Below are 24,945 nucleotides of genomic sequence, written 5' to 3' on the forward strand. Positions count from 1 at the left end.
ATACAATAAAAGGTAAATTTCGGGGGGTATGGAGTCGGCTTTTTTTTTAACCCCAGCAATCCAGGAATGTGAGCAAGCCTATCGCAAGTAAATCGCGACCGTTTTGCCTGATATAGGTTTTGACGGTTTTCATCGCGATGGAAAGATGTTCCTTGACCGTATGTTTGGAAATACCCAATTCCCGGGCCACTTCTCCATAGCTTTTTCCTTCGAGTTTGCACCGGGTAAACACCAGCTGTTTTTGCTCCGTGAGTCTTGCTATGGCTCGCTCAAGCAACTCATGCTGTGATTCCAGGTCGGATGCCTCCTCACTACTATCCGCTACCGATTGGTGCAGCGAAAGTTCGCTTTTTGCTAGCAGTTCGCGAAGCGCCTTCTTACTGTGGTTTACCGTAAGGTGGTAGCTGATTACAAACAATAGTCCGCTGATAGACTTTCCCGGCTGGAGGGTATCCCGCTTTTCCCATAATTTGACAAATACATCTTGTAATAAATCGGCTGCGGTATCCTCGTTTTTGGTGAAACGTAAAATATTGCGGTAGATCGCGCCGTGGTACTGCCAATAGGTAGCATTGAATGCGTCAATATCACCCACCTTCAGCCGGTGAAGCACGTGCTGCTCATCAAAAAAACTTGTTTCTGCCATGCGCGTCTATTCGTGGCAGTAAATAAACGACTATTATCCAACAAAACCAATAAAACAAAAAGCTGCGCTGAACTTGCACAACAAAAAAGAATGCATTTGCTTACCTAAAAACCTGTGCATGCCAGCTTTCGCTCATCGGCACCTCCCACTTGGTTTCCAAATCCGGATAGGTAGCGACAAGATTATTGAATACCACCGTTTGATGCGTGATGTCACCTTGTTCCAGCAATTTTTCAAACTCGGCGCGCGACACCACGTGAATAGCGCCGTTGTCTCGATAGGCGATCTGCATCCGATCAAAAAGCGTCACTTCTAACTCCCGTTCAATCTCTTTTAATAGATGTACCGATTTATCAATGGAACATCCCGTTGGCGGAGCAACACCGTCATCCACCATGATGATGATAAACCGACCGTACCGGATTTCGGCCTTCGCAGCCAACGGCTTGCCGTGTGCTTTCCATGCTGAAGTGAAACCTTCCAACTTATCTAATACATACCTGCTTTCGGCATCGGTTAAAGACCGGCCTGCCTGATAGATCCAAACACGTTCCATAAGACAAAGATACTGAATTCCGATGGCGTTTCATTCCTTTATCAACTCCCGTAATAGGGAGCGATCATCAGATAAACAATGACCCCGGTAATGGCCACGTATAACCATAGCGGAAAAGTAACCTTGGCCAGTTTCCGATGCTTGGCAAAATTGCCCGATAAACCCCGAACAAACGTAACCAACACAAAAGGAATGATGACGATAGAAAGTAAGATATGGGTAATCAGAATAAAAAAATACACATACCGGATGGCACCCTGTCCGCCAAACGAGGTAGATTCAGCCGTCATGTGATAGGCCACATACATCATCAGAAAAGCAGCTGAGCAGCCGATGCAGATCTTCACCAACGTTTCGTGCAATTTACGATTCCCTTTTCGGATTGCAAACACAGCCCACACGAGCAGCACCGCAGTAATGCCGTTGATGGTTGCATAAATGGGAGGCAGAAAAGTAAGCGGTTTCACATCGTAGCCCAAATCCCGCAGGTTTACCCCAAACAAGATAGCTACCACCAGCGGAATAGCAATCGACAATACGACAATCCACTTGTTAAATTTCCGTTCAATTAAATCGTTATCCCCGCGCATTTCAAACCTCCAATTTCATATACTTCGTATTTCCAACCCTAACTTATAAAGGGCTTTTTTCTCGAATTTCTTCTACCAACAACAATTTAAGTTCATCAATTAACCGATCCACCTCTTTTTTATGATTAACGTCATAGTACCCACGGATATGCCGTTTAGAATCCACTAATATCAACGAAGAACTGTGTATAAATCCTGCGGCCTTTGTCGTATCCTGTAAGGCGTCGACCAAAAATCCATTGCGCGCAACATCGTATACATCGTCTTTGCCCGCAGTTAGAAAATACCACTTCTTGGATTCGGGATGGTAGGTTTTTGCATATTCATTCAACACCGCTGGCGAGTCGTACGCGGTATCCACCGTAATGGTATAGAAGTTGATCATTTTGTTAGCTACGAAACGCTCCGCTACGCGATTCATTTCGTTGTTCATGTGCTCACAGAATGTCTCACATCGGGTATAAAAAAAATTGACCACCGACACGGATGTGTCATTTGCTAACACATCCATCTGTCGCCCCTGCTGATCGGTAAGCGAAAACGGCGCTACCTCGTGAAACAGTGTATCCGGCACCTTTTTGCCCATACGGTTGCTAAATGTACCGGTAAGAACCTTCTCCCCGTAGATAGGCAGGCTTTTATAGCGGTTTTCGCCTTTTTTCTCTAATAAATAATATAAAAATCCTGGCAGTATCAAAATAACTGCCAGGATAATAATCTTCTTCAAACCATTGGTTTGCCTGATGGTCTCCATTAGGTATTAGGCCAAAAGGGGAATGGATTGAAGTGTCCTTTCAAATACGTTCCTTCGGTCAGCATCAATGCGATGAAATAAATGATAAACAGGAACACAACGACTACGGACATAATAAATCCAAATGTCTCGAATTTGAGGTGCATGAAATAGGCCACGATGTAATACGCCTTAAGCAAAGTCAGCAAAATGTAAACAATATTTACGCCGAGCCCTTTGCTGATAACTCCTCCGTGTACCAGAACCAACGCGATAAAAAACTCCAATGCAGTGATGGCAAGCAGGTAGAAAAAGACCCGCCAAATCCTGCCTTTGGTCATACCTTCGTGGTGTCCTTCCTCGTGCCCTACTAGCTGATCGTGATGTTGAGAAGCCATAGCTTACTATTGTGTTTTAAATTTTATACCAAATAAAAGAATGTAAATACAAATACCCATACGAGGTCTACAAAGTGCCAGTACAGGCCGACTTTCTCCACCATCAGGTAAGAACCGCGGCGCTCAAACGTGTTGGCCAATACCATCCCAAGTACAATAATGTTCAGTAGGATACCTATTGACACGTGAAATCCGTGAAACCCGGTAATCGTGAAGAAAAGATTGGCAAATTGCTGAGCCGACACTTCTGAAATCTCCTTTGAAAAGAAGGGTGCCAGACTTACCTCAGGCGAAACGCCTTCTTGCCCCGGAATACTTCCCCACCAGAATCCTGCGTGATGTAAGTGGGTCCACTCCAAAGCTTGGCAGCCGATAAACATCAAGCCCCCAATAATAGTGGCGATCATCCAACCGACCACTTCTTTTTTTGCGTTACGATGCCCAGCTTCAACCGCAAGCACCATGGTCACCGAACTCATGATTAAGATAAATGTCATGATGCCCACAAATACCAAGGGGTAGCCGTGATCTGCAATAAACGGGATCGACTGAAATACCTTATCGGGATCGGGCCACGTGAGGTGGGCAAAACGCTGCGTACCATAATAAATTAGGAACGCGGAAAACGTAAAAGCATCTGAAGTAAGAAAAAACCACATCATGATTTTGCCATACTCCACATTGAAAGGCGATCGACCCCCGTTCCACCGTCCGGTTTTTACCTTATCCAATTGCGTTACAGTTGTACTCATTGTTCAGTGTTATTGATTCAAAAGTAAAAAAACATAAATATAAATCCATAGAATGCCCAGAAAATGCCAAAACAACGTGGCTAAATCCATCCGGAAAACATTGCTTACCTGCGGAATGTTGCGGATGCGCCCTACCAATGCTCTTACCAGCACCAAAATACCGGCAGCGATGTGCGCCAAGTGCATCCCCGTAAATACATACACGAACGATTGGGACGCATTACTATTCACAAATACAACACCCCTGCTACTTAGTATTCCCCAGGCATGCACCTGCATGGCAAAAAATCCCAATCCCAACAAAATCGTAACCGTAAGCAAAATTTTCTGTTTATCAAATGAAGTCTGCTTTGCAGCGGCGTAGGCCAACTGCATCGTTACACTACTCAGTACGATCAGAATCGTGCTATATATAAATGCATCCGGAAGTAATGTCTTGATGCCCCGATCGGCGCCGCCTGCCGTATATACGATGAAACCGCTTGACAGTGCTGCAAACATCATAAACATGCCGATCATGCCAAGCCAAAGATTGAATTTCTTCGCCTTTTGCTGAGTCAGATCTTCCTTATTTTGCGTATATTGTGCCATAGCGATCATAACGCATTAAAATCAAATAGTAATACCAACTGAATCAACGGCAGGTAAAAAAATGAGGTAAACATCACCTTGCGCGCCGCCGCCAAATCACATCGCAGAAATAACTTTAATCCATACCAACTGAACAAAAGTGCACCCGCGACCGAAACGAAGGAAACGACAATCCCTCCAAATCCAAAATAATAAGGAAGCAGGCTTGCCGGAACCATCAACAGCGTTGATAAAAACACCATAAATGCTGTTACCTTATCGCGTTTCGTAGTGGGCAGCAGGCGAAATCCCGCCCGTTTATAGTCATCATCAAGTACCCAGGCAATACCCCAGAAATGCGGGAACTGCCAAACAAACTGAATAATGAACAGTACTAAGGGAATGATGATAATGGCTGCCGCGTTCTGTTGACTATAGAGTGCCAAATCGTTCTGGCTGAATGCAGCATAATAACCAATCAATGGAGGCAATGCCCCGGGAAATGCGCCTACAAATACGGCAATGGGCGATTTTCTTTTAAGCGGCGTATAGATAAACGCATACAATACAATGGAAAAAACCGATAACACACCGGCAATAAAATTAAGCGTTACCAGTGTATAGGTGCCTGCAATTCCCATCAATAAGCTCAACACCAATGCCTGCCCGGTTGTCATACGCCCCGCAGGAATCGGCCGATCCGCCGTGCGTTTCATCAATTTATCCAGATCGCGCTCAATAATCTCGTTAAATCCATTTGCCGATCCGGTAACCAGAAATCCGCCAGCTGTTAAAATCAACCAATGAAGCCAATTGATATCACCTTGCTGCTTACTACCGATCAGAAAAGCGATAGAAGCAGAAAACACCACCGTCATGGTAAGCCGGATTTTCACCAATTGCTTAAAATCTGTAATGAACGACATCCATTCACTTAACATCTGCCGGCTGCCTGACTCCGGCATAGCGACACCTCCCCCCGTCTTATTAGACCGCATATCCCGATTTGATATCTTCATTTAATTACTTCCTTTATCAAATTTACTTCCACGTCACCTTACCTAACAGAAGCATTAGATAATACTGCGTGCCAAATAACAGACTTGCCAACACCAAGTGTATCGTCTGTGCAAATGGTGGAATATTGAAATATCCCAACACGCCTGCGCTCCCAATCTGTAACAGGAGCAATAACAACAGTAAGTTGGTAAACCGGCTTTGGTGTGTATGGGGCGCAAATCGTGAACGGATAATGAAAAATAACAACACAATTACAAATCCCGACACCAATGCCAATGTACGGTGTACATCAAATACGTCGCTTACCTGCTCCAACCATTGGCTCCTATCCAGTCCGTTCGATGCATCTGAAATCACATCGATTTCCTCCCGTACCCCCGTACCCACGGCAACCTGCACAACAATCAATAGCAGTGAAGCGGCGGCTAGCCACTTAATTCCACTTGACGTGTGATTGATCAATAGGTCTTTATCGCGTAACGACCGTGCTTTGAAATACGTGTAAATACTGATTCCAACAATGACCAGCGCCAATAGCATATGAACCGTGATGATCCAGGGCATCAAATTGGTAGAGACTACAATCGACCCCAACCAAGCCTGATACCCTACAGCCACTACGTTAATCACACTCCATATAAAAATGGACCGCTTTGTTTTAAAGAACGTAAAAGAAAAAATGGCACAGCCCAAAATCAGTACGCCCGTAATTGCCCCCGTTAGCCGATTGACGTACTCTGTCCATGTTTTCGCCGCATTAAATTCCTCGTGATGGAGGATACTTTCATCGTGCCGTATGCGCGCCGCCAGCTCATCCTTACCAAAGCGCTCTAACATCGTGGCAAAACGCTCATTCTTCGCTTTCCTTCCGGCAATGTACTTTTCCTCATAGCCTGCTGGCAACTGAGAAACGTCCGTAGGAGGTACCAACCGGTCAAAACACTTTGGCCAGTCTGGGCATCCCATGCCAGAGCCTGTGCTGCGTACCACGCCGCCCGCAAGTATCAACACAAATAGCGAAACAATCGTAATCTTGTTGATCCATAAAAACCTCTTTTCAGCAGGCGGAAGCATCCGTTATTATTCCCTCTCCTTTTCGGGTTGGGCAGCAGCATTTGCCAACTCCCATTCCCGTTGTATACGCTCCGCTTCCACATTTCCTTCAAAGTCGTGTGGAAGATTCGAACTCATGGTTTCCGAAAACGGTACTGTTTGCGGAATAAAATCCTCGTGATGCCCTGGTTTGCTATAGTCATACGGCCAACGATAAACCGTAGGGATCTCACCCGGCCAGTTTCCATGAATGTGTTTCACCGGTGTTGTCCACTCCAGCGTATTGGCACCCCAAGGATTCTGAGTGGCTACCTTGCCAAACCGCATCGAAGCGAAGAAATTCCAAATAAACGCGATCTGTCCCAGTCCCGCAATAATTGCAGACCACGTAATGAAGATATTCACCGAAACCCACTTTTCCATAAATGGAAACTCAGTAAAGGCATAATACCTCCGGGGCACTCCGTCGATTCCCATGAAGTGCATGGGGAAAAACACAAAATAGGCACCGACAAACGTAAGCCAGAAATGCAGATACCCCAACTTTTCATTCATCATCCGTCCGAACATCTTGGGATACCAATGATATACGCCGCAAAGCATACCGAATATGGATGCAGACCCCATCACCAAATGGAAGTGAGCAACGACAAAATACGTGTCATGTAGGTTAATGTCCAGCGCCGAATTACCTACATAAAGACCTGTCAACCCACCTGAGATAAAAAAGGACACCATGCCGATGGCAAATAACATCGCCGGTGTAAACCGAATATTCCCCCGCCATAGCGTCGCTAGGTAGTTAAACGATTTTACCGCTGACGGGACAGCGATAATCAAGGTAGTGATCATGAATACACCACCCAAAAATGGATTCATACCGGTCACAAACATGTGGTGCCCCCAAACGATAAACGAAAGTACCGTGATACCAATCAATGAATACACCATGGCATGATAACCAAATATGGGCTTACGTGAATTGGTGGAAATCACTTCCGAAGTAAGGCCAAGGGCCGGCATCAATACAATATACACCTCAGGGTGCCCTAAGAACCAGAATAAGTGTTGAAACAAAATCGGGCTACCACCTTCATTGGGTAAAATCTGCCCCTGTACAACTAAATCCGATAAATAAAAGCTTGTACCGAAGCTACGGTCGAAAATAAGCAGCACCACGGCCGATACCAAAACGGGGAATGACAACAACCCCACGATGGCGGTCAAAAACAATGCCCATACGGTCAACGGCATTTTCCAAAGATCCATACCCTTGGTACGCAAATTCAGTACGGTACTGATATAATTTGTCCCCCCGAGCACTTGCGATATGATAAACATCACCATACTGGCCAACCAGAGTGTCATTCCCAGGCCCGAGCCAGGAATGGCTTTGGGTATTGCCGACAAGGGTGGGTAGATAGTCCAGCCGGCGCTAGCGGGACCGCTTTCGATGAAAAATGACGAGATCATAACCACACATGCCCCAAGGAAAAACCAATAAGACAGCATATTCATGAACGGCGATGCCATATCCCTTGCACCCAATTGGTAGGGAATCAACAAATTAGCAAACGTACCGCTCAGGCCGGCAGTTAGTACGAAAAATACCATGATCGTACCATGGATGGTCACCAACGCCAGAAAGAACTCTGGGTTGATACGACCGCCCTCTGCCCACTTTCCAAGAAAGACCTCCAAAATTGGGAATTCTTTATCTGGCCATGCCAACTGCATCCGAAATAAGATCGATAAAATCATGGCGAAAACTGCCATCACAATACCGGTAATCAAAAATTGCTTAGCAATCATTTTGTGATCCTGACTAAACACATATTTAGTCCAAAATGATTCATGGTGATGCCCATGCTCACCATGGTGATCCACATTATGCGTACCTACGCTTGCTATACTTGACATATCTGTGTATTAAATACGTTATTCTTCAGTCCCTATTCATGTACGTTAGCCAACAATCTCTCCTGCGCCGGCTCGTCCGCTGTCTGTGTTGCCTGAGACATTTTAAATTCTTTCCTTAAATCTTCTGTAAAGAAATAAGGTTGTTCATTAAGCCAGGCCTGATATTCCTCTTCCGTTACAATCCGCACTTTCTTTTGCATATTGTAGTGTCCACCGCCACATATTTTGGCGCAGAGCATTACAAAATCGTATTTATAGTCACCCAACCGGTCGCGCATCTCTTCTGTGGTGACGGTCGGTGTAAACTGGAAATATGTCTTCATACCCGGTACCGCATTCATCTGTACCCGGAAATCCGGCATATAAAAGCTATGTAAAATATCTTTTGACCCGATCTGCACCCGTACGGGCTTATTTACCGGTAATACGATTTCAGATCCCAACTGGTCATCCCAATTCTTTTTATCGTTGAAATCCATTCCCAATCCGTTCAATGGCGTTGTCAACCGATAATTACGTTCGCCAAGCTGACCGTCCCGTCCCGGATAACGGACTGTCCAAGTGAACTGTTCGCCTACAACTTCGATATGGAGCGCATTTTTCTGATCCTCTTCCGGCACATTCGTAATGCCCCGCCACGTGAAAAACCCAAACAACACCAAAATCGTCAACACAATTGCAGGTGTAATGGTCCATATCTTCTCAATCGTATTATTATGCGGATAAAAGTACGCCTTACGAGTAGGCCGCGCACGATATATATAGGCGAACGAAAATAAGCCTATGTGCATAACCACCAATACGATCGTACAGATGATCGTTGTGATGATAAACATGGTATCAATCTGCTGACCGTGCTCTGTGACCGCAGCCCGGAACGATTGTCCTCCGTGATGAACATACGACCAATACACACCGTATAATCCCAGTACTAATGCAACCAGAAACAATACGGCATTGAAGTTATACAGATAATAGGTGGTATCTTTTCCGTTCATCCGTCTCGTCAACTCATACACTTGAATAATCTTTCCGATTACTCCCACCAGCACACAGATCAAAAAGACCAGCAACAACCCATAGAAGAAGTTCTTATACACCTGCGGATCAATGTTCGGACCTGCGTCTTCCGCAGCGGCGGCTGCAGGTTTGTCTGCTTTAGCCGCAGGTACAGCGGCGGTCACAGTGTCTGGCGAGACCGGCGCAACGTCGCCGGCTGTATCCGCTGCAGTCGCAGTATCCGCTACCGCAGTCGCAGTATCTACGGTTTGCGTTGCAGTGGTATCCGTCTCCTGAGCAAAAGCCCGACCAACCAGCGCAATTCCCACAACGAATGCCAGTATCCAAACTGTTTTTAACTTGCTACTTTTTATAAAGCCCATTTCTATTTATAACGATTATCCGTGTTTTAATATTACTCAAATCTGATGGTGCAAACTCTCTTCGAGGAAAGGATGTTTACTGGGAACCAATGCATGCTTGCTCAATTTGTTCAACACCAGAAACGCAAACAATCCTACAAAGCCAAGTGCTGTACCTATCTCAATCCAACCGAATCCACGATGGGTCTCTACCGTGCCCGGCATCACCATAATGTAAAAGTCAAGCCAATGGCCAAGAAGCAATACAACACATACGGCCCCAAGCACCTTAGGGTTGCGCACATAGTCCCTATTCACTAACACCAAAACAGGCACTACAAAATTAATCGCAACACTTAACCAAAACCAAGGCTTATATTCCGGCTCCCAACGCTTATAAAAGTAAACGGATTCTTCGGGTATATTGGCGTACCAAGTTAACATAAACTGAGCGAACCAAACATACGTCCAGAAAATGGAAAAGCCGAAAATCAATTTACCAAGATCGTGCAAGTGGTTTTCGTTAACCCAGTTCAAATAACCTGCTCTTTTCAGCAAAATTACCATAAGTGTAATCACACAGAGGCCACTGACAAATATAGCAGCAAAATTATACCAGCCGAACATGGTGGAAAACCAATGGGCTTCCAACGACATAATGGTATCGAAAATCCAGATAGGCGACGTAAACCCAAAAATAACCAAAAATATCGCAGCTACTTTGAAGCTTTTCTTGTAGGAATTGAGACCGCCTTCTAAATCCTCACGGTACGAAAACCGGGCCAAAAGCCATGCGCAAATGCTATAAGCACCCATAAAAGCAACCTGCCTAAACAAAAATCCAGGAGCGTTTAGGAATGCTGATTTACCAGCTATCAGCGCATCATAATTGGGGCTGTTGGGGTCAGTAAGTCCTTCGCCAAACCAATGGTGATACAGGTTATGTGAAAATAATCCACCTATAATAATAACAAGCAACACCAATGAGGCAACAGGCAATACATAAGCCATTGCCTGCGGGATCCGTATCAAACCCGATGGCCAACCGGCTTGGGTAACAAAGACCAATGCCAGGAAACAACCACCTGCAGCACACACGCCTGTAAAATAATACCCCATCAGCAATAGGTTTGCGTAGGTCCGCTCCACGATGATGTGGTTGCTGGAAAGCAAGCCGATGGCGACCGCCACTATGCCTACGGCTACCGCAACCAAGCTCAATGCCCGTGCTTTCCCCGTAAACGTAAACTGCTCGCTGAAGTTATAATCGTGATGATGACTATGATTTCCCATTTAATATAGCTGATATAATATTAATTCTTTTGTAATTCCCTAACATACATAACCACTTTCCAACGTTCTTCGGGCGACAGCTGCGATGCATGGGACCCCATCATGTTCAACCCGTACGTGATTGTATGGTAAATCTTGCCATCGGTAAGATCAGCCATTCGCCCGCCACGTGATGAATTAATCGAATCGGACCTCGCATAAGAAGGAGGCGGAGGAAAGTTTTCAAGTTGCCGCGACTCAGCTTCCAACGTCCGGTCTTTGGTTATCGAGCCATCTCCATGCCCTTCAGGCCCGTGGCATACCGCGCAGTAAACCTGATACAGTGCTTTTCCTTGCTCAAGGTTCTCCGCTGTATGCACAAGCGGATTTACCAGTTCGACACCTGCACGTTCATAATCTTCGTTGCTCGCGGAATAAGGAAACCGCTCGAATCCAACCGGAGTCGTACCGGCGGGCGGTATCTGAGCCGTCTTTCCGTCCTTAAAATTTGCATTCGGCTGATCGGGGTTATAACCAATAGGGTCATACATATTGCGCGAAAACTCCCAGCCCGTACTGCGTGTGGTCTGATCACCGCACGAAGCCGCGACGACCGCAATCGCAACCGCCGTGCCTACAGCGCTAAGAAGTTTTATCTTATTCATAACTAACATATTTTCGTTCATTGTACTTCACTTCCACAGCGCCCGCTTCTTTCAATAGTGTTTCGATCTTCAGGTGGTCGGCGTTGTCATTTGCATCAACAGCGAGAATAAACCGATCATCGGTAGCGCGCAAATCCATTACTCGGGGCGCACGCCCGGGAAACAGGTGATTGCGATAAAAAAAGGTTGCCACCATTCCCAGTGCTGTGATCAGAATGGTACATTCAAATGTCACAGGCACAAAATCCGGCAAGGGCAACGCCGGTTTACCTCCGATATTCATTGGCCAATCATAAAACATCGTATAATAAAGGAGACTGAATCCCAATGTCCCTCCTAGCAACCCAAAGCAAAATGCGGCAATGGGAAGTCTGGAAGGTTTTACGCCCAACTTGGCTTCAATACCGTGAATGGGCATCGGCGTAAAACAGTCATAAATGCTAACGTTATTGGCTTGCAGCCTATCGATCCCGTCCATCAATTCGTCTGGATCCGCAAAACTTCCGATGATATATTTGAAATTACTCATTGCTACTTGGTTTCTAATTCCTTGATTTCCTCTTCCGTCACCGAATCGAATTTCGTCAGGCTGTTTGTAAAGAACTCCACCTGTCCCTTATCCAAATGACCTTCTTTGATCAACTTAGACTTTTGCTGTAAACTCGCACTCTTCAACAACAATTTTACCTCGGCTATCGCGATACCCGGTAAAAACCGGATGAAAAGCAGGAACATCGTGAAAAATAAGCCAACAGACCCAACGAACACCCCGACATCCGTCCACGTAGGATAAAACATGGCCCAGCTCGAAGGAAGGTAATCGCGATGTAGCGAGGTAACGATGATCACAAACCGTTCGAACCACATCCCGATATTTACCACGATGGATAACACCCATGAAATCGGAATGCTTGTGCGGATTTTCTTGAACCAGAATAACTGCGGAGAAATCACGTTACAGGTCATCATCGTCCAGTACGCCCACCAGTAAGGTCCGGCAATCCGGTTGGCAAAAGCATACATCTCGTATTCGGATCCGGAATACCAGGCAATGAACAACTCGGTCAAATAAGCGATTCCTACGATAGATCCCGTAGCCATGATGATTTTATTCATGGACTCGATGTGGAACATCGTAATGTAATTCTCAAAGTTCATCACTTTGCGCATCACCAACAGCAGCGTTTGTACCATGGCAAATCCCGAAAAAATAGCTCCGGCAACAAAGTAAGGAGGGAAGATCGTCGTGTGCCACCCCGGAATTACGGAAGTTGCAAAGTCCATGGATACGATCGTGTGAACCGAGAGAACCAGCGGAGTAGATATACCTGCCAATATCAGGGAAACGATCTCAAATCGCTGCCATGTCTTTACGGATCCATTCCAACCAAATGACATAATCGAATAAATTCTCCGTTTTAAGCCAGCGGCCCGATCCCGTACGGATGCAATATCCGGCAATAGTCCGCAGTACCAGAAAACAAGGGATACCGTAAAATACGTGGAGATTGCAAATGCATCCCATACCAGTGGCGAGTTGAAGTTTACCCACAATGACCCGAATTGATTGGGCAATGGAAAAATCCAATAAGCCAACCAGGGGCGCCCCATGTGGGCTACTACATAAGTGGCTGCACAAATCACCGCAAAAATGGTCATTGCCTCAGCCGAACGGTTAATTGAATTCCGCCAGTTCTGACGAAAAATCAATAAGACGGCCGAAATCAGCGTACCCGCGTGTCCAATACCTACCCACCATACAAAGTCGGTGATATCCCATGCCCAACCTACCGTTTTGTTAAGCCCCCATGCTCCGATACCCGTCCAGAATGTATACCCTACACTAAACACCCACAACAACGCACCTAACGCCGCCAAAATAAATCCGATCCACCAAGCTCTATTGGGTTTGTTTTCTACCGGAAGCAGAATATCATCGGTTATTTTGGCATAGGTAATATCCTTGCCGGTTATCAGGGGTTCTCTTAATATTGATTCGTTATGCGATGACATAGTCTATTAATTCAAAATGATTAAGCCTCATACGTATTTCTCACCTTCGTCATGTAACCGATACCTGGCTGCACATTGATTTCCTCCAATACATAGTACACCCGTTCATTCTTCAGCGCCTTAGACACTTCGGAATTTGGATCATTGGCATCGCCAAAGATGATGGCGTTGGCGGAGCATGCCGAGCTGCAAGCTAACTTAATGTCCCCGTCTTTCAACGTCCGCTTTTCGATCTTGGCTTTCAACTTACCCGCTTGGATACGCTGGATACACATTGAGCATTTCTCCATCACACCCCGTGAACGGGAAACCACATCCGGATTTAACACCAGTTGGGTAAACTCATTGTTCAGGTAATTATCGAACCGTGAGTCGTTCCAATAGTTGAACCAGTTGAAGCGGCGCACTTTATAGGGGCAGTTATTTGCACAATAACGGGTACCGAAACAACGATTGTACGCCATGTGATTCAGCCCCTCAGAGGAGTGAACCGTAGCCAGTACCGGGCAAACCGTCTCGCAGGGAGCGTGCTCACAATGCTGGCACATCATGGGTTGATGCACCACGGACACATTTTCCATGTCGTCCAGGTGTCTGATTTCGTCCTCTTCGGTAAACGATTCCCCTCCTTGTTCGATCGCATAATAGCGGTCAATCCGCATCCAATGCATCTCGCGGCGGCGGCGTACCTCATCGCGGCCGACGACAGGAATGTTATTTTCGACGTTGCAGGCAACAATACAGGAACCGCATCCGGTACAGGCATTCAAATCGATCGCCATCACCCATTTGTGACCTGGTTGCTCGTATTTATTCCACAGATCGTACGTCTTGTGTGAATCCGTCCAACTTCCGGCATTATGCCCCGGATTTTCCTTGTACTTCGCAAAGGATGTCTCGCGGATGATATTACGTCCTTCTATGGTATGGTGGGTTTGGGTTTGTGCTAATTCATAATTACCACTCGCCTTGGTCAGCTTGGCAGTCGTATTGAACTGCAGGGTGCCATTTACCAACTTCACAAAGGGATAAGCGTTTTTTCCGACGTTATTTCCCGCTTTCCCAACTTTCGTACGGCCATACCCCAGCGCAATTGAAACGGTTCCCATCGCCTGCCCGGGTTGCATCAACACCGGGAGCGTTACTTTATAACCGCTATCATCAGCCACCTCTACTAAGCTATTTTCGCCCAAACCAAGTGACTCCGCAAACTTCGGATTCAACGCCGCATAATTGTCCCAGGTCACTTTGGACACTGGATCCGGCAACTCATGCAAGTACGCATTATTACCTTGTTTACCATCCTTAAGGGCGATACTTTGGTACAATTGAACCTCTACGTCCTTAGCCAACGCTTTGCTATGGGAAGCTAGGGTATTGGCTACCGCACCCAGTGTAGAAAAATCAAAGCTATACGTAGTAGCCGGCTGATCGCCTTTGTATTCGAATCCTGTCTGCAATACATCTTTCCACGTTTTGCTACTGCCAACGAGAAGCTGTTGTTCCCAATTGTTCTTTACAAACGTATAATAGTCGGTCTTCTCGCCCGCCCACAACAGTAAGCTGTGCTCCACTTGGCGGGTGTTGTATACCGGATTAATGGTCGGCTGTACGATGGTATAGTAACCTCCACGTGGATGGGCATCGCCCCAAGATTCCAGAAAATTATGGTTCGGTGCAATGGCATCCAGCTCCGAGGCCGTTTCGTCCTCGCGGTCGGAAAATGATAGTTTGAACTTAATCTTACTCAATGCAGCTTTCACTGCTTCCTGATTCGGGTAATTGTACAGGGGATTGCTTTCCCAAAAGAATGCCACATCCACATCGCCCCGGTTTGCTTCCGCCAAAAACGAAGCAAATGCTTCGTCGTCACCTTTATACTGATAGGAAGGATTATCCAAATCGATCGTACTGCCATAGCTTTGCAACGCCACATTAATGGCATTAGTCAACGTTTGTATAGCGACTTCATTAGAGCCCGCCACAACCACTGCACGACCACGCGCCTGTTGCAGTTCCTGTGCCACGAGCTTCAAAGCAGTTTGCGCCTTCTGATTGGAGCTTAGCGCGCCGGGCAAGTTACTTCCGGTAATGGCGTTGTACAGTGCGATCAGTAAGGGACCTTCTTCCGATGGCTTAATCGCCACGCGCACATCCGCATTCGTACCGGTAAGGCTCATCCCACCTTCAAATTGAATGTGGCGTGACATCTTACCTTTTTGAAGGCTCTTGTAATCTCGGTTGCTGATGTATTGCTGAGTATGTTCTTCGCCGCTAAGCCAAGTACCCAGAAAATCCGCTGCCACGCTGACGATGACGTCTGCATTATCAAAACGATAATATGGCACAACCGATTTACCAAAGCTATTTTGATTGGCTTTGAGAATACCACTGTAGGAAACCGCCTCCACTTCAACCAAGCGTGCAGTCGGGTATTTTTCGGTGAAACGCGCAATCGCTGCAATCGTCGACGGACTGTTTATCGTTGACGAAACGATGCGAATCTGCTTTCCGGCCGCTTTTGCCGCATCCAATGCGGTTACCACGTGGGTATCCAACTCATCCCATGAAATATCTGCCCCCTTGAATTTAGGCGCCTTCAATTTCGAAGTATCGTAAAGATCCAGTATAGAAGCCTGAGCCGACGCATCGGTACCGCAGTTTAAGCCCACCGCAGAAGGGTTAGCCTCCAACAGGATGGGACGGCCTTCGCGCGTCCGCACCAAAACACTTTGTCCTTTGAAACTGGACGCATAAAAATTGGGAACGCCCGGTGTTATTTCCTCCGGTTTAATCAGGTAAGGGATCGCTTTGTGTGCAGGTGTGCGCTCGCAAGCCGCCAGTGTAACGGCCCCCAAGCCAAAACCCAACGCTTTCAGGAAATCCCGGCGGGGAGTCCTTGTACTCAAGCCAGCTTCACTCAAAACATCTTCTACGGGAATCGATTCGGAAAATTCACCCTTGCTTTTTTCGACAAAAGCCGGTGTCTGTTGCAATTCTTCCAAACCCTTCCAATATTTCTTGTTGCTATCCATTTAAGCTATATCTAAGTATTGCGTATGTCTGTATAACGTATTTATTAATAATGGCATTTACCACATTCCAGCCCACCCAACATGGCTGCCGTAACCTTCTCGCCTTTCTTCAGTTTTTCATGGGCAGCGATCAACTGGTCGTAATAGGCATTCCCTTCGTGGTTTACCTCTGTTTTTTTGTGGCAATCGATACACCAACTCATCGTAAGCGGCGAATATTGATATACTTCTGCCATCGTCTCGATGGGTCCATGGCAGGTTTGGCACTCTACACCCGCCACTACCACGTGCTGCGAATGGTTGAAGTAAGCAAAATCCGGCAGGTTGTGGATACGTACCCATTCGATGGGGCGTTGGTTCGGGCCATATTCCATCGTTTCAGGGTCATAATCCAAGGCGCGATAAATCTTCGCGATTTCTGGCGACAACTCGCCATCGTATTTATCGCTGGCCGTTATGGCCTTATGGCAATTCATACATACATTGGCCGAAGGTATTGAAGCATTTTTCGATTTAAAAGCTCCTCCGTGGCAATACTGGCATTCAATCTGGTTAACACCCGCATGCAACTGGTGAGAGAATTTAATAGGCTGTACCGGTTTATATCCTTCATGTACGCCTACATTCCAAAGCGTCTTCCACCCCGCAGAGCCCAAGAAAACAGCAACCATCAGCACGGCAAAGAAAACCAACTTTTTGTTCTTCGCCAATTTCTTTAACTTACCTAAGTAGTCTTTGCCAGGTGTCTCGGTAGCCTCAGGTTCCGGAATCAGTTCCTTATTGGTTGCTATGACACGTTCCAACGTCCGGATTACCCGATTCAGCACGAGAATTACCGCGAACGCCAGCACGATCACAGCCACCAACCCGATGATCATGAAGTTGTTTGCATCACCGCTAGCTGCAGCCGCTGCACCACCATTGCCACCGGTTGCTCCGCCGGCAGCGTCACCTGCGGCTTTCTTCTCCTCCTCTGATTTGATATAGGCTAAAATGCTTTTTATCTGGCCTTCCTGAAGCTGAGGAAAAGCCGTCATGGCAGCCGAAGGAAACTGAGCATCCAACTCCAAAGCTGCTGGATCACCCGAAGCAATCATCGCAGGCGCGTTATGAATCCATTTCAACAACCAAGCCTCATCATGCCGCTCGCTTACCCCTGCCAATTCAGGCCCTAAGAATTTACCGAACACCTTGTGGCAAGAAGAACAATTTGCCTTAAAAATCGTCTCCCCTTCTTTCGCATCCTGAGCCTGCAACGAAGAAACCGCAAGCAGCAATACCAACGCAACGGATATTGGCCTGACAACTCTTCCAAAAACTAATGAGATATTTCTCATATTGAGCACTTTATACAAATTATGATAAACGTAAAAAATTGGGTCCTATGAATCAATGGAACTACACCCTCTTAATAATGCCACAAAAGTATAACTTATTGGCGTATCGGTGACAATTGGATGACTGAATTTAATAATTTATAACCGTTCTAAATTGAAAAAAAGCTGCGATTCTAGTACGTATAGCGTATTTTATGACAAATACCGATTGGTTAAGTTCTCTCAAATTGGATTTTAAAATTTTGTTTTTTGACATTTAATTTTTAAAATAGAATAGGCTGACAAGAAGTTTCCCTTCTCTGTCTGGTTTTAAGACCGGATTTTCTTACCCAAATCAATTCGTATGATTTTAAAGTTCTTTGCAAAACTTTTTTCAAGTTTTTGTGTATAATTGGCATAGACCGGTTGCTGACAACCTGGGAGGAGACGACGATGATGGATACCATAAAATACAATGAATTGACATCTGAAGAAGCGTATGTGATCATCCATAAGGGTACCGAAAGGCCTTTTACCGGAGCATTGCTAACGAATAAATCACAGGGTATTTATGTATGCAAACGGTGTGACACACCGCTTTTCCGTTCCGAAGACAAATTTGAATCTCATTGCGGTTGGCCGAGTTTTGACGATGAAATCAAAGGCGCTATCAGGCGTGTGCCAGATCCCGACGGGCGGCGTACGGAAATCATTTGTGCCAATTGCAGCGGACACTTAGGGCATGTATTCCTTGGCGAGCGGTTTACCGCCAAAAACACACGTCATTGTGTCAATTCTCTTTCGTTGAAGTTTGTCCCAATGAAGACTCCCGAACAATCAGCTCGGAAGGCAACACCACCTGTTTCGTTTCCTTCCCGTGGCCGTCGAGCTGATTGAGCAAGGTGTTGATCAACTGATCTGCAATGGCCTCTATAGGTTGAGACACCGCCGTAATGGTCGGCGTAAACAGCTTAAAAAGCGTGTGGTCATCGTAAGAAACAACAGCAGGCATGAGCAAATCACGCTGCTTAAGTGCTTTTAGCCCTGTGATAGCCAAGTAATTGGTAGCAAAAAAAATGGCATCGGGCTGCTGATCTTTCAAAAAAGCTCTCATGCCCTGAATTGCAGCCTGTTCGTCGTCTTCCATATTCACTTTTTTGACATAAGGCTGCAATTGATAGGTATCGATAGCCCGCATGTAACCGTTCATACGATCCCGCATCTGAGTTTGTGAAGAATAGAGGGTAACCAGTGCAATCCGCTTATACCCTCGTTGAGCAAGGTGTGCTGTTGCGTCGTAGGCCCCCTTCACATTATCCGAAATCACATAATTTGCATTCAACCCTGGAATATACCGATCAAACAATACCAAAGGTAAGTGACTGTTGAGCAACGAATCAATGGTATCGCGCACGCCCTCTGAAGGTGTAATAATATATCCATCAACATGGCGATCGCGGAACAGTTCAATCAGCTCGACGGTTTTTTCCGGCTGATTGTCGGTGCTGCAATATAAAATCCGATAGCCTTTGCTATATGCCTTCGCTTCAATCAGCCGGGCGATGTTAGCGAAAAATGGATTCGAAATATCTTCAATAACCAACCCGATAATCTTGGTTTTCCCGGTTCGTAAGCTCTTTGCTAACTCGTTGGGCTTATACCCTACCTTTTTCACATAATCCAGTACACGCTTAGTCAGCCCGTCGCTGATCCGCTTTTCCTTGGCTTTGCCGTTGAGGATGAAGGATACGGTTGTAACCGATACACCCAAATCCCTTGCAATGTCACTGATGAGTATCTTTTTTTTCATAATTAGTTTTGGCCATTAGCTATCGGTTTTTGACTATTAGCTAGTAGCTCTCCGACCTTAAATTTTAGCAAAAGCAGCTTTATGTTTAGCACAGCGACAAACGTAGGGATTTTTTTGGTGAAGCTGAAATAATAAATTAGCTTTACTGCAAATTACACGAATAACTCTAATAAATTAATCATGCTAATGCGTTTAAGCACTTTGGCCGTTCTACTCGGTTTCACCTTGTCCGTACAGGCTCAAGATTCGCTAATTTCCTATGTAGATCCGTTCATTGGTACGGGTGGTCACGGCCATACTTTCCCCGGTGCCACCGTCCCTTTCGGCATGGTACAGCTCAGCCCTGACAATGGCCGCGCAGGCTGGGATTGGTGCAGCGGCTATCACTACAGCGATAGCCTTATTGTCGGATTCAGCCATATGCATTTAAGCGGCACCGGCATCGGTGACTGGCTGGACATTTCCGTATTGCCCTTGACTGCACCGCTTGATGACACGGTACAGCGATTGACGATGCGCTTCAGCCACGACAACGAACAGGCTGCTCCCGGTTACTACCAGGTCCTGCTGAGTAATGGTGTCAATGCGGAACTGACGACCACTGAGCGATGCGGCTACCACCGGTATACCTATCCGCAGGGAAGTACACCCATCATCCGCTTTGACCTCGCTTTTCATGTCAATTGGGATAATCCTACCGAAACACACGTCAGCATACTGAATGACAGTACGCTGGTTGGATACCGGTATTCTACCGGATGGGCCAAGGTACAAAAGGTGTATTTTGCAGCCCGCACCTCTGCGCCCATTGTGCGAAGCATTCTCAACGACGGTCAGTCGGCCTCCGATATGAGCGATATGGTAGAAACCTACGACAAAGGGAAGGGGGCGTCTGTCCAGCTTTTCTTTGACGGTAATACCCACCGAACAATTGAAATGAAGGTCGCTTTATCCATGACCAGCTATGATAAAGCAGTGAACGCGTTACGTGAGATTCCTTCGTGGAATTTCAGGGACGTCCGGAAAGCGGCCGAAGACAAATGGGAAAAAGAATTGCAAAAGATTAAAATCACCACGGCGGATAATCGCTTAAAACGCGTCTTTTACACCGCATTGTATCACACGGCCATAGCCCCTACCCTTTATTCAGATGCCGATGGCACCTACCAAAATGCTAACGGTGAGCTACGAACCATGCCCAACGGCGCTAACCGGTACACCCTCTTTTCCCTTTGGGACACCTTCCGGGCACTTAACCCCCTTTTTACGCTTACTCAACCTCAGCGTTATACGGATATGCTCAATAGCCTGTTGGCCTTCCATGATGAAAATGGATTGCTTCCTGTCTGGGATTTAAGTACCTGGGAAACCAACACCATGACCGGATACCACGCCATTCCTGTATTGGCCGATGCTATCTTAAAAGATTGGCCAGGCTTAAACGCTGAACGAGCATACGAAGCCATGCTCCACAGTGCGTATCAAGACATCCGGGGCGTACCTGACTACATCGAATACGGTTATCTACCCCAAGATAAGGCTGGAGGTAGCGTTACGGTTACATTGGAATATGCATTTGACGATTGGTGCATCGCTCAAGTAGCTAAGAAACTGGGTAAAACAGCCGACTACGCCACGTTTATGAACCGGGCAAAATCGTATACCCATCTGTTTGACAGCCAAACCGGCTTCATGCGCGCCAAAACGAGCGAGGGGCATTTTGTCGAACCCTTCGATCCCTTTTGGTCCGAACACGATTTTGACAAGAGTCAATACATTGAAGGAAACGCCTGGCAGCATTCATTTTTCGTGCCCCATGATGTGCATGGACTTGTACATCTATACGGCGGCAATGAAGGCTTGAGCAGCAAGCTCGACGAACTTTTCGCGGCGCCGTCGGAGATGCATGGCGAAAACATTTCGCCGGATGCAAGCGGATTTATCGGCCAGTACGCACATGGCAATGAGCCAAGTCACCACATTGCCTACCTATACAGCTACATCGGCGAAGCCTGGAAAACCCAAGAGCGGATCCGTCAAATCGTGGATTCCATGTACCACGATCGGCCAGATGGTTATGCAGGCAATGAAGATGCCGGACAAATGAGCGCCTGGGCCGTATGGAGCATTGCCGGGCTTTATCCGGCTAATCCGGCAAGCGGCGAATATGTCTTTGGAAGTCCTTGTGCCGATGAGGTTATATTCGCTTTACCGAATGACAAGTCTTTTACGATCCGCACACTCGATAAGGACGCTAAAAACGGATACATCCAGTCGGTCACGTTAAACGGGGAGCCTTATGAAAAGACTTATATCCGCCATGAAGACGTACTCAACGGTGGGAAACTGGTATTCAAAATGGGACCTAAACCTGGTAAACGCTATGGCCGGAAACCAGAATCTTGGCCAGGAGGAAACTAGGGAACATGAAAAGTAAGGAACTACGGGTGCCTCTCGATTATTGGCTTACTTTTTATAAAAAAAGCCGGGCTCGCTATTGAGCCCGGCTTTTTACTTTTTACTTTTACTTTCTTACGCTTCCTTCTTTTCCGGTTTCGGAAGCAGCACTTTGCGTGAAAGTTTCAGCTTCCCCTGCTTATCTATATCCAGCAATTTCACCTTCACAATGTCGCCTACGTTGAAGATACCATCCATCGTTTCGAACCGTTTCCAGTCAATTTCAGAGATATGAAGCAATCCATCTTTGCCAGGGATGATTTCGATGAATGCACCAAATGGCATAATCGATTTCACCTTACCTTCGTAGACCTCACCCACCTCCGGTTTAGCAGCAATGGCTTTGATACGCCGGACGGCATCGTCAATTGAAGCCTTGTTTTCGGCAAACACCTGTACGACGCCTTTGTTATCTACTTCATCGATTGCGATGGTAGCTCCGGTTTCACGCTGCATCTCCTGAATGATTTTTCCACCCGGTCCGATCACCGCACCGATAAATTCCTTGTCAATCGTAAAGCTCACAATACGCGGCGCATGAGGTTTATAATCAACTCGCGGTTCAGCGATGGTTTTCTTCATCTCATTCAGGATATGCAAACGGGCTTCTTTTGCCTGTTCCAGTGCCTGTGTGAGTACTTCCCATTTCAACCCGTTTATCTTAAGGTCCATCTGGCAACCAACAATTCCTTTTTCCGTTCCCGTCACCTTAAAGTCCATATCACCAAGATGGTCTTCATCTCCTAGGATATCGCTAAGAATGGCGTACTTTTCAGTTTTTTCATCCGTAATCAACCCCATGGCGATACCGGATACCGGGGCTTTGATTTTTACGCCGGCATCCATCAGGGCCAATGCACCGGCACATACCGTCGCCATAGATGACGATCCGTTCGATTCCAGAATATCGGAAACAACGCGGATGGTATAGGGATTTTCATCTCCGGTGGGCAGCACTTGTTTTAATGAACGCATAGCCAGATTACCATGTCCCACCTCGCGGCGTCCCGGACCTCTGTTAGGTCGTACTTCGCCTGTGGAGAACGCAGGGAAATTATAATGAAGAATAAACTTATTATAACCATGAATAAATGCGCCGTCGATCATCTGTTCGTCGTCTTTCGCGCCTAACGTAACCGAGGTGAGCGACTGCGTTTCGCCGCGCGTAAATACGGCAGAGCCATGAGCCGCAGGCAGGTAATCCACCTCACTCCATATGGGGCGCACGGTGCGTACATCCCGCCCGTCCAACCGGATCCCCTCGTCCAGTATCAAGTTACGCACCGCCTCGTACTGCACATCGTGGTAGTATTTTTTAATCAGGAAGGCCGTATCGTCGTCAATTTCCTCCTCGCCAAACGTCGTCTCAACAAACGTGGCGCCGATCTGTTTAAATTGCTCGCTGCGTTCGTGCTTTGCTGAGGCCGATTTAGCCACCGCATACACCTGGTCATAGGTAGCCGCAAAAATCCGGTCGCGCAGCTCGGGATTGCCCGGTTCGTGGTTATATTCGCGTTTGGCTGTTTTACCCACCAATTGTGCCAGCTCAACTTGGGCCTGCACTTGCTTTTTGATGGACTGGTGCGCAAACTCAATTGCCTCTACCATTTCCGCTTCCGAAATTTCCTTTGCTTCTCCTTCTACCATGACAATGTCGTTCGCCGAACCTGCGACGATAAATTCCAGGGTAGCCCGCTCCAACTCACTCAATAAGGGATTGATCACCAATTGCCCGTCGATTTTCGCCACTCGTACTTCTGAAATCGGGCCGTTAAAAGGAATATCTGATACAGCAATAGCCGCAGATGCAGCCAAACCAGCCAATGCGTCGGGCATGATGTCCTTGTCGGCCGATATCAATGAGATCATTACCTGCGTATCCGCATGATAGTCATCGGGAAATAAAGGACGCAATGCACGGTCTACCAAACGTGAAATAAGTATTTCGTAATCTGAAAGGCGCGCTTCCCGCCGCAAAAACCCACCTGGTATACGCCCCGCAGCGGCATATTTCTCCTGATAGTCGACCGATAACGGCAAAAAATCCGTTCCGGGCTTAGCTTCCTGGGCGGAAACCACTGTGGCGAGCAGCATCGTATTTCCCTGCTTCACCACCACCGAACCATCCGCCTGTTTGGCCAATTTTCCGGTAGAAACCTCGATCTGGCGACCTGCGCCCATATCGATTGTTGTTTTAATTTCGTTGTAACTCATCTGTTGTTTCATTCGGTGTGCTGTCATCTTTAAAACACACCCATTTTATATTAACTTTTTTAATTTGGCACAAAATTAGATAAACGCCGCAGCATATGCAAGTTTCTACTGCTGCTATTAACCGGCGCTTATCGGGCGCCCACCTACCTTTGAAACACAAATTTATCAGGTGAGCATAATAAATACAAAAGCCACCCGTCTATTGGCGGATGGCTCCCTTGAAAATTTTACCTGAAAGCTATTTTATGATATCACGCAAGCCCAAAGCCTTGATGATGCCACGGTAGCGTTCGATGTCCTTGTTGTAAAGGTATTTCAACAGCGAACGGCGTTTACCGACTAGCTTCTGCAAAGAACGTTGCGTAGCAAAGTCTTTCCTGTTTGATTTCAAATGCTCTGTCAAATGAGCAATTCGTTTGGTGAACAAAGCCACCTGTCCTTCGGCAGAACCTGTATTGGTTGCCCCTCCGGCAAACTCAGCGAAAATATCCGCTTTGTACTCTTTACTTAAATACATTACTTGAATAATATTGAAGCGTTAAAAACTTAATGAATAAATCGGCG

General features: G+C 46.6%; 22 protein-coding genes. 2 read left to right on the forward strand and 20 right to left on the reverse strand.

Annotated features, from left to right (window positions below; all coding sequences use genetic code 11):
• Positions 1-46: 46 nt before the first annotated feature.
• From BMZ56_RS05635 to BMZ56_RS05715, 17 genes are all read right to left on the reverse strand, one after another.
• On the reverse strand, positions 47-646 hold the full coding sequence (locus BMZ56_RS05635) for an RNA polymerase sigma factor (RefSeq protein WP_090625296.1): 600 nt from the start codon (positions 644-646) through the stop codon (positions 47-49).
• A gap of 100 nt (positions 647-746) precedes the next feature.
• Complete coding sequence (locus tag BMZ56_RS05640; RefSeq protein ID WP_090625299.1) at positions 747-1,202, reverse strand: ABC transporter ATPase; 456 nt, start codon at positions 1,200-1,202, stop codon at positions 747-749.
• 41 nt (positions 1,203-1,243) lie between these two features.
• Complete coding sequence (locus BMZ56_RS05645; RefSeq protein ID WP_090625302.1) at positions 1,244-1,792, reverse strand: DUF420 domain-containing protein; 549 nt, start codon at positions 1,790-1,792, stop codon at positions 1,244-1,246.
• Between the two features lie 43 nt (positions 1,793-1,835).
• Positions 1,836-2,546, reverse strand: a complete 711-nt coding sequence (locus BMZ56_RS05650) for an SCO family protein (protein WP_090625305.1) — start codon at positions 2,544-2,546, stop codon at positions 1,836-1,838.
• On the reverse strand, positions 2,546-2,923 hold the full coding sequence (locus BMZ56_RS05655; protein ID WP_090625307.1) for a cytochrome C oxidase subunit IV family protein: 378 nt from the start codon (positions 2,921-2,923) through the stop codon (positions 2,546-2,548). Before BMZ56_RS05655 ends, BMZ56_RS05650 begins: the two co-directional genes overlap by 1 nt.
• A gap of 23 nt (positions 2,924-2,946) precedes the next feature.
• A complete protein-coding gene (locus BMZ56_RS05660) occupies positions 2,947-3,675 on the reverse strand; it encodes a cytochrome c oxidase subunit 3 (RefSeq protein ID WP_090625310.1) in 729 nt (242 codons plus the stop codon).
• A gap of 9 nt (positions 3,676-3,684) precedes the next feature.
• Positions 3,685-4,266, reverse strand: a complete 582-nt coding sequence (locus BMZ56_RS05665; RefSeq protein WP_090625792.1) for a cytochrome c oxidase subunit 3 — start codon at positions 4,264-4,266, stop codon at positions 3,685-3,687.
• A gap of 5 nt (positions 4,267-4,271) precedes the next feature.
• Entirely contained in the window at positions 4,272-5,171 is a 900-nt protein-coding gene (cyoE, locus tag BMZ56_RS05670; RefSeq protein WP_090625793.1) for a heme o synthase, read from the reverse strand.
• Between the two features lie 115 nt (positions 5,172-5,286).
• Positions 5,287-6,339 carry a COX15/CtaA family protein gene (locus tag BMZ56_RS05675; protein WP_090625313.1) on the reverse strand — a complete coding sequence of 351 codons (1,053 nt, stop codon included), beginning with the start codon at positions 6,337-6,339 and terminating at the stop codon, positions 5,287-5,289.
• A 6-nt stretch (positions 6,340-6,345) separates the two neighbouring features.
• Positions 6,346-8,238: a cytochrome c oxidase subunit I gene (locus BMZ56_RS05680; RefSeq protein ID WP_090625316.1), complete on the reverse strand. Its 1,893-nt coding sequence runs from the start codon at positions 8,236-8,238 to the stop codon at positions 6,346-6,348.
• Between the two features lie 32 nt (positions 8,239-8,270).
• Positions 8,271-9,620 carry a cytochrome c oxidase subunit II transmembrane domain-containing protein gene (locus tag BMZ56_RS05685; protein ID WP_090625319.1) on the reverse strand — a complete coding sequence of 450 codons (1,350 nt, stop codon included), beginning with the start codon at positions 9,618-9,620 and terminating at the stop codon, positions 8,271-8,273.
• 36 nt (positions 9,621-9,656) lie between these two features.
• Positions 9,657-10,892 carry a quinol:cytochrome C oxidoreductase gene (locus BMZ56_RS05690; RefSeq protein WP_090625323.1) on the reverse strand — a complete coding sequence of 412 codons (1,236 nt, stop codon included), beginning with the start codon at positions 10,890-10,892 and terminating at the stop codon, positions 9,657-9,659.
• Between the two features lie 20 nt (positions 10,893-10,912).
• Positions 10,913-11,536: a c-type cytochrome gene (locus BMZ56_RS05695; RefSeq protein ID WP_317048181.1), complete on the reverse strand. Its 624-nt coding sequence runs from the start codon at positions 11,534-11,536 to the stop codon at positions 10,913-10,915.
• Positions 11,529-12,065: a DUF3341 domain-containing protein gene (locus BMZ56_RS05700; protein WP_090625329.1), complete on the reverse strand. Its 537-nt coding sequence runs from the start codon at positions 12,063-12,065 to the stop codon at positions 11,529-11,531. The genes BMZ56_RS05695 and BMZ56_RS05700 overlap by 8 nt, the downstream gene beginning before the upstream one ends.
• A gap of 2 nt (positions 12,066-12,067) precedes the next feature.
• Entirely contained in the window at positions 12,068-13,549 is a 1,482-nt protein-coding gene (gene nrfD / locus BMZ56_RS05705) for an NrfD/PsrC family molybdoenzyme membrane anchor subunit (RefSeq protein WP_090625332.1), read from the reverse strand.
• A gap of 20 nt (positions 13,550-13,569) precedes the next feature.
• Entirely contained in the window at positions 13,570-16,584 is a 3,015-nt protein-coding gene (locus BMZ56_RS05710; RefSeq protein WP_090625335.1) for a TAT-variant-translocated molybdopterin oxidoreductase, read from the reverse strand.
• Positions 16,585-16,628: 44 nt separating this feature from the next.
• The gene (locus BMZ56_RS05715) at positions 16,629-17,921 is read right to left on the reverse strand and encodes a cytochrome c3 family protein (RefSeq protein WP_090625337.1); all 1,293 of its coding nucleotides are present in this window, start codon (positions 17,919-17,921) and stop codon (positions 16,629-16,631) included.
• 435 nt (positions 17,922-18,356) lie between these two features.
• Between BMZ56_RS05715 and BMZ56_RS05720 the strand changes: the two genes are divergently transcribed.
• The gene (locus BMZ56_RS05720) at positions 18,357-18,797 is read left to right on the forward strand and encodes a methionine-R-sulfoxide reductase (protein WP_394341156.1); all 441 of its coding nucleotides are present in this window, start codon (positions 18,357-18,359) and stop codon (positions 18,795-18,797) included.
• Here the strand turns inward: BMZ56_RS05720 and BMZ56_RS05725 are convergent.
• Entirely contained in the window at positions 18,691-19,710 is a 1,020-nt protein-coding gene (locus BMZ56_RS05725) for a LacI family DNA-binding transcriptional regulator (protein WP_090625340.1), read from the reverse strand. The two genes, BMZ56_RS05720 and BMZ56_RS05725, sit on opposite strands and share 107 nt — an antisense overlap.
• 180 nt (positions 19,711-19,890) lie before the next feature.
• Between BMZ56_RS05725 and BMZ56_RS05730 the strand changes: the two genes are divergently transcribed.
• Positions 19,891-22,131 carry a GH92 family glycosyl hydrolase gene (locus BMZ56_RS05730; RefSeq protein ID WP_090625342.1) on the forward strand — a complete coding sequence of 747 codons (2,241 nt, stop codon included), beginning with the start codon at positions 19,891-19,893 and terminating at the stop codon, positions 22,129-22,131.
• A gap of 111 nt (positions 22,132-22,242) precedes the next feature.
• On the opposite strand, the gene pnp is transcribed toward BMZ56_RS05730, so the two are convergent.
• Positions 22,243-24,381 (reverse strand): polyribonucleotide nucleotidyltransferase, encoded by a 2,139-nt coding sequence (pnp, locus tag BMZ56_RS05735; protein WP_090625795.1) that lies wholly within the window; start codon positions 24,379-24,381, stop codon positions 22,243-22,245.
• Positions 24,382-24,619: 238 nt separating this feature from the next.
• Positions 24,620-24,898 (reverse strand): 30S ribosomal protein S15, encoded by a 279-nt coding sequence (gene rpsO / locus BMZ56_RS05740; RefSeq protein WP_090625345.1) that lies wholly within the window; start codon positions 24,896-24,898, stop codon positions 24,620-24,622.
• Between the last annotated feature and the right edge of the window lie 47 nt (positions 24,899-24,945).

This window comes from Parapedobacter indicus (genome assembly GCF_900113765.1).
GTDB classification, from domain to species: domain Bacteria; phylum Bacteroidota; class Bacteroidia; order Sphingobacteriales; family Sphingobacteriaceae; genus Parapedobacter; species Parapedobacter indicus.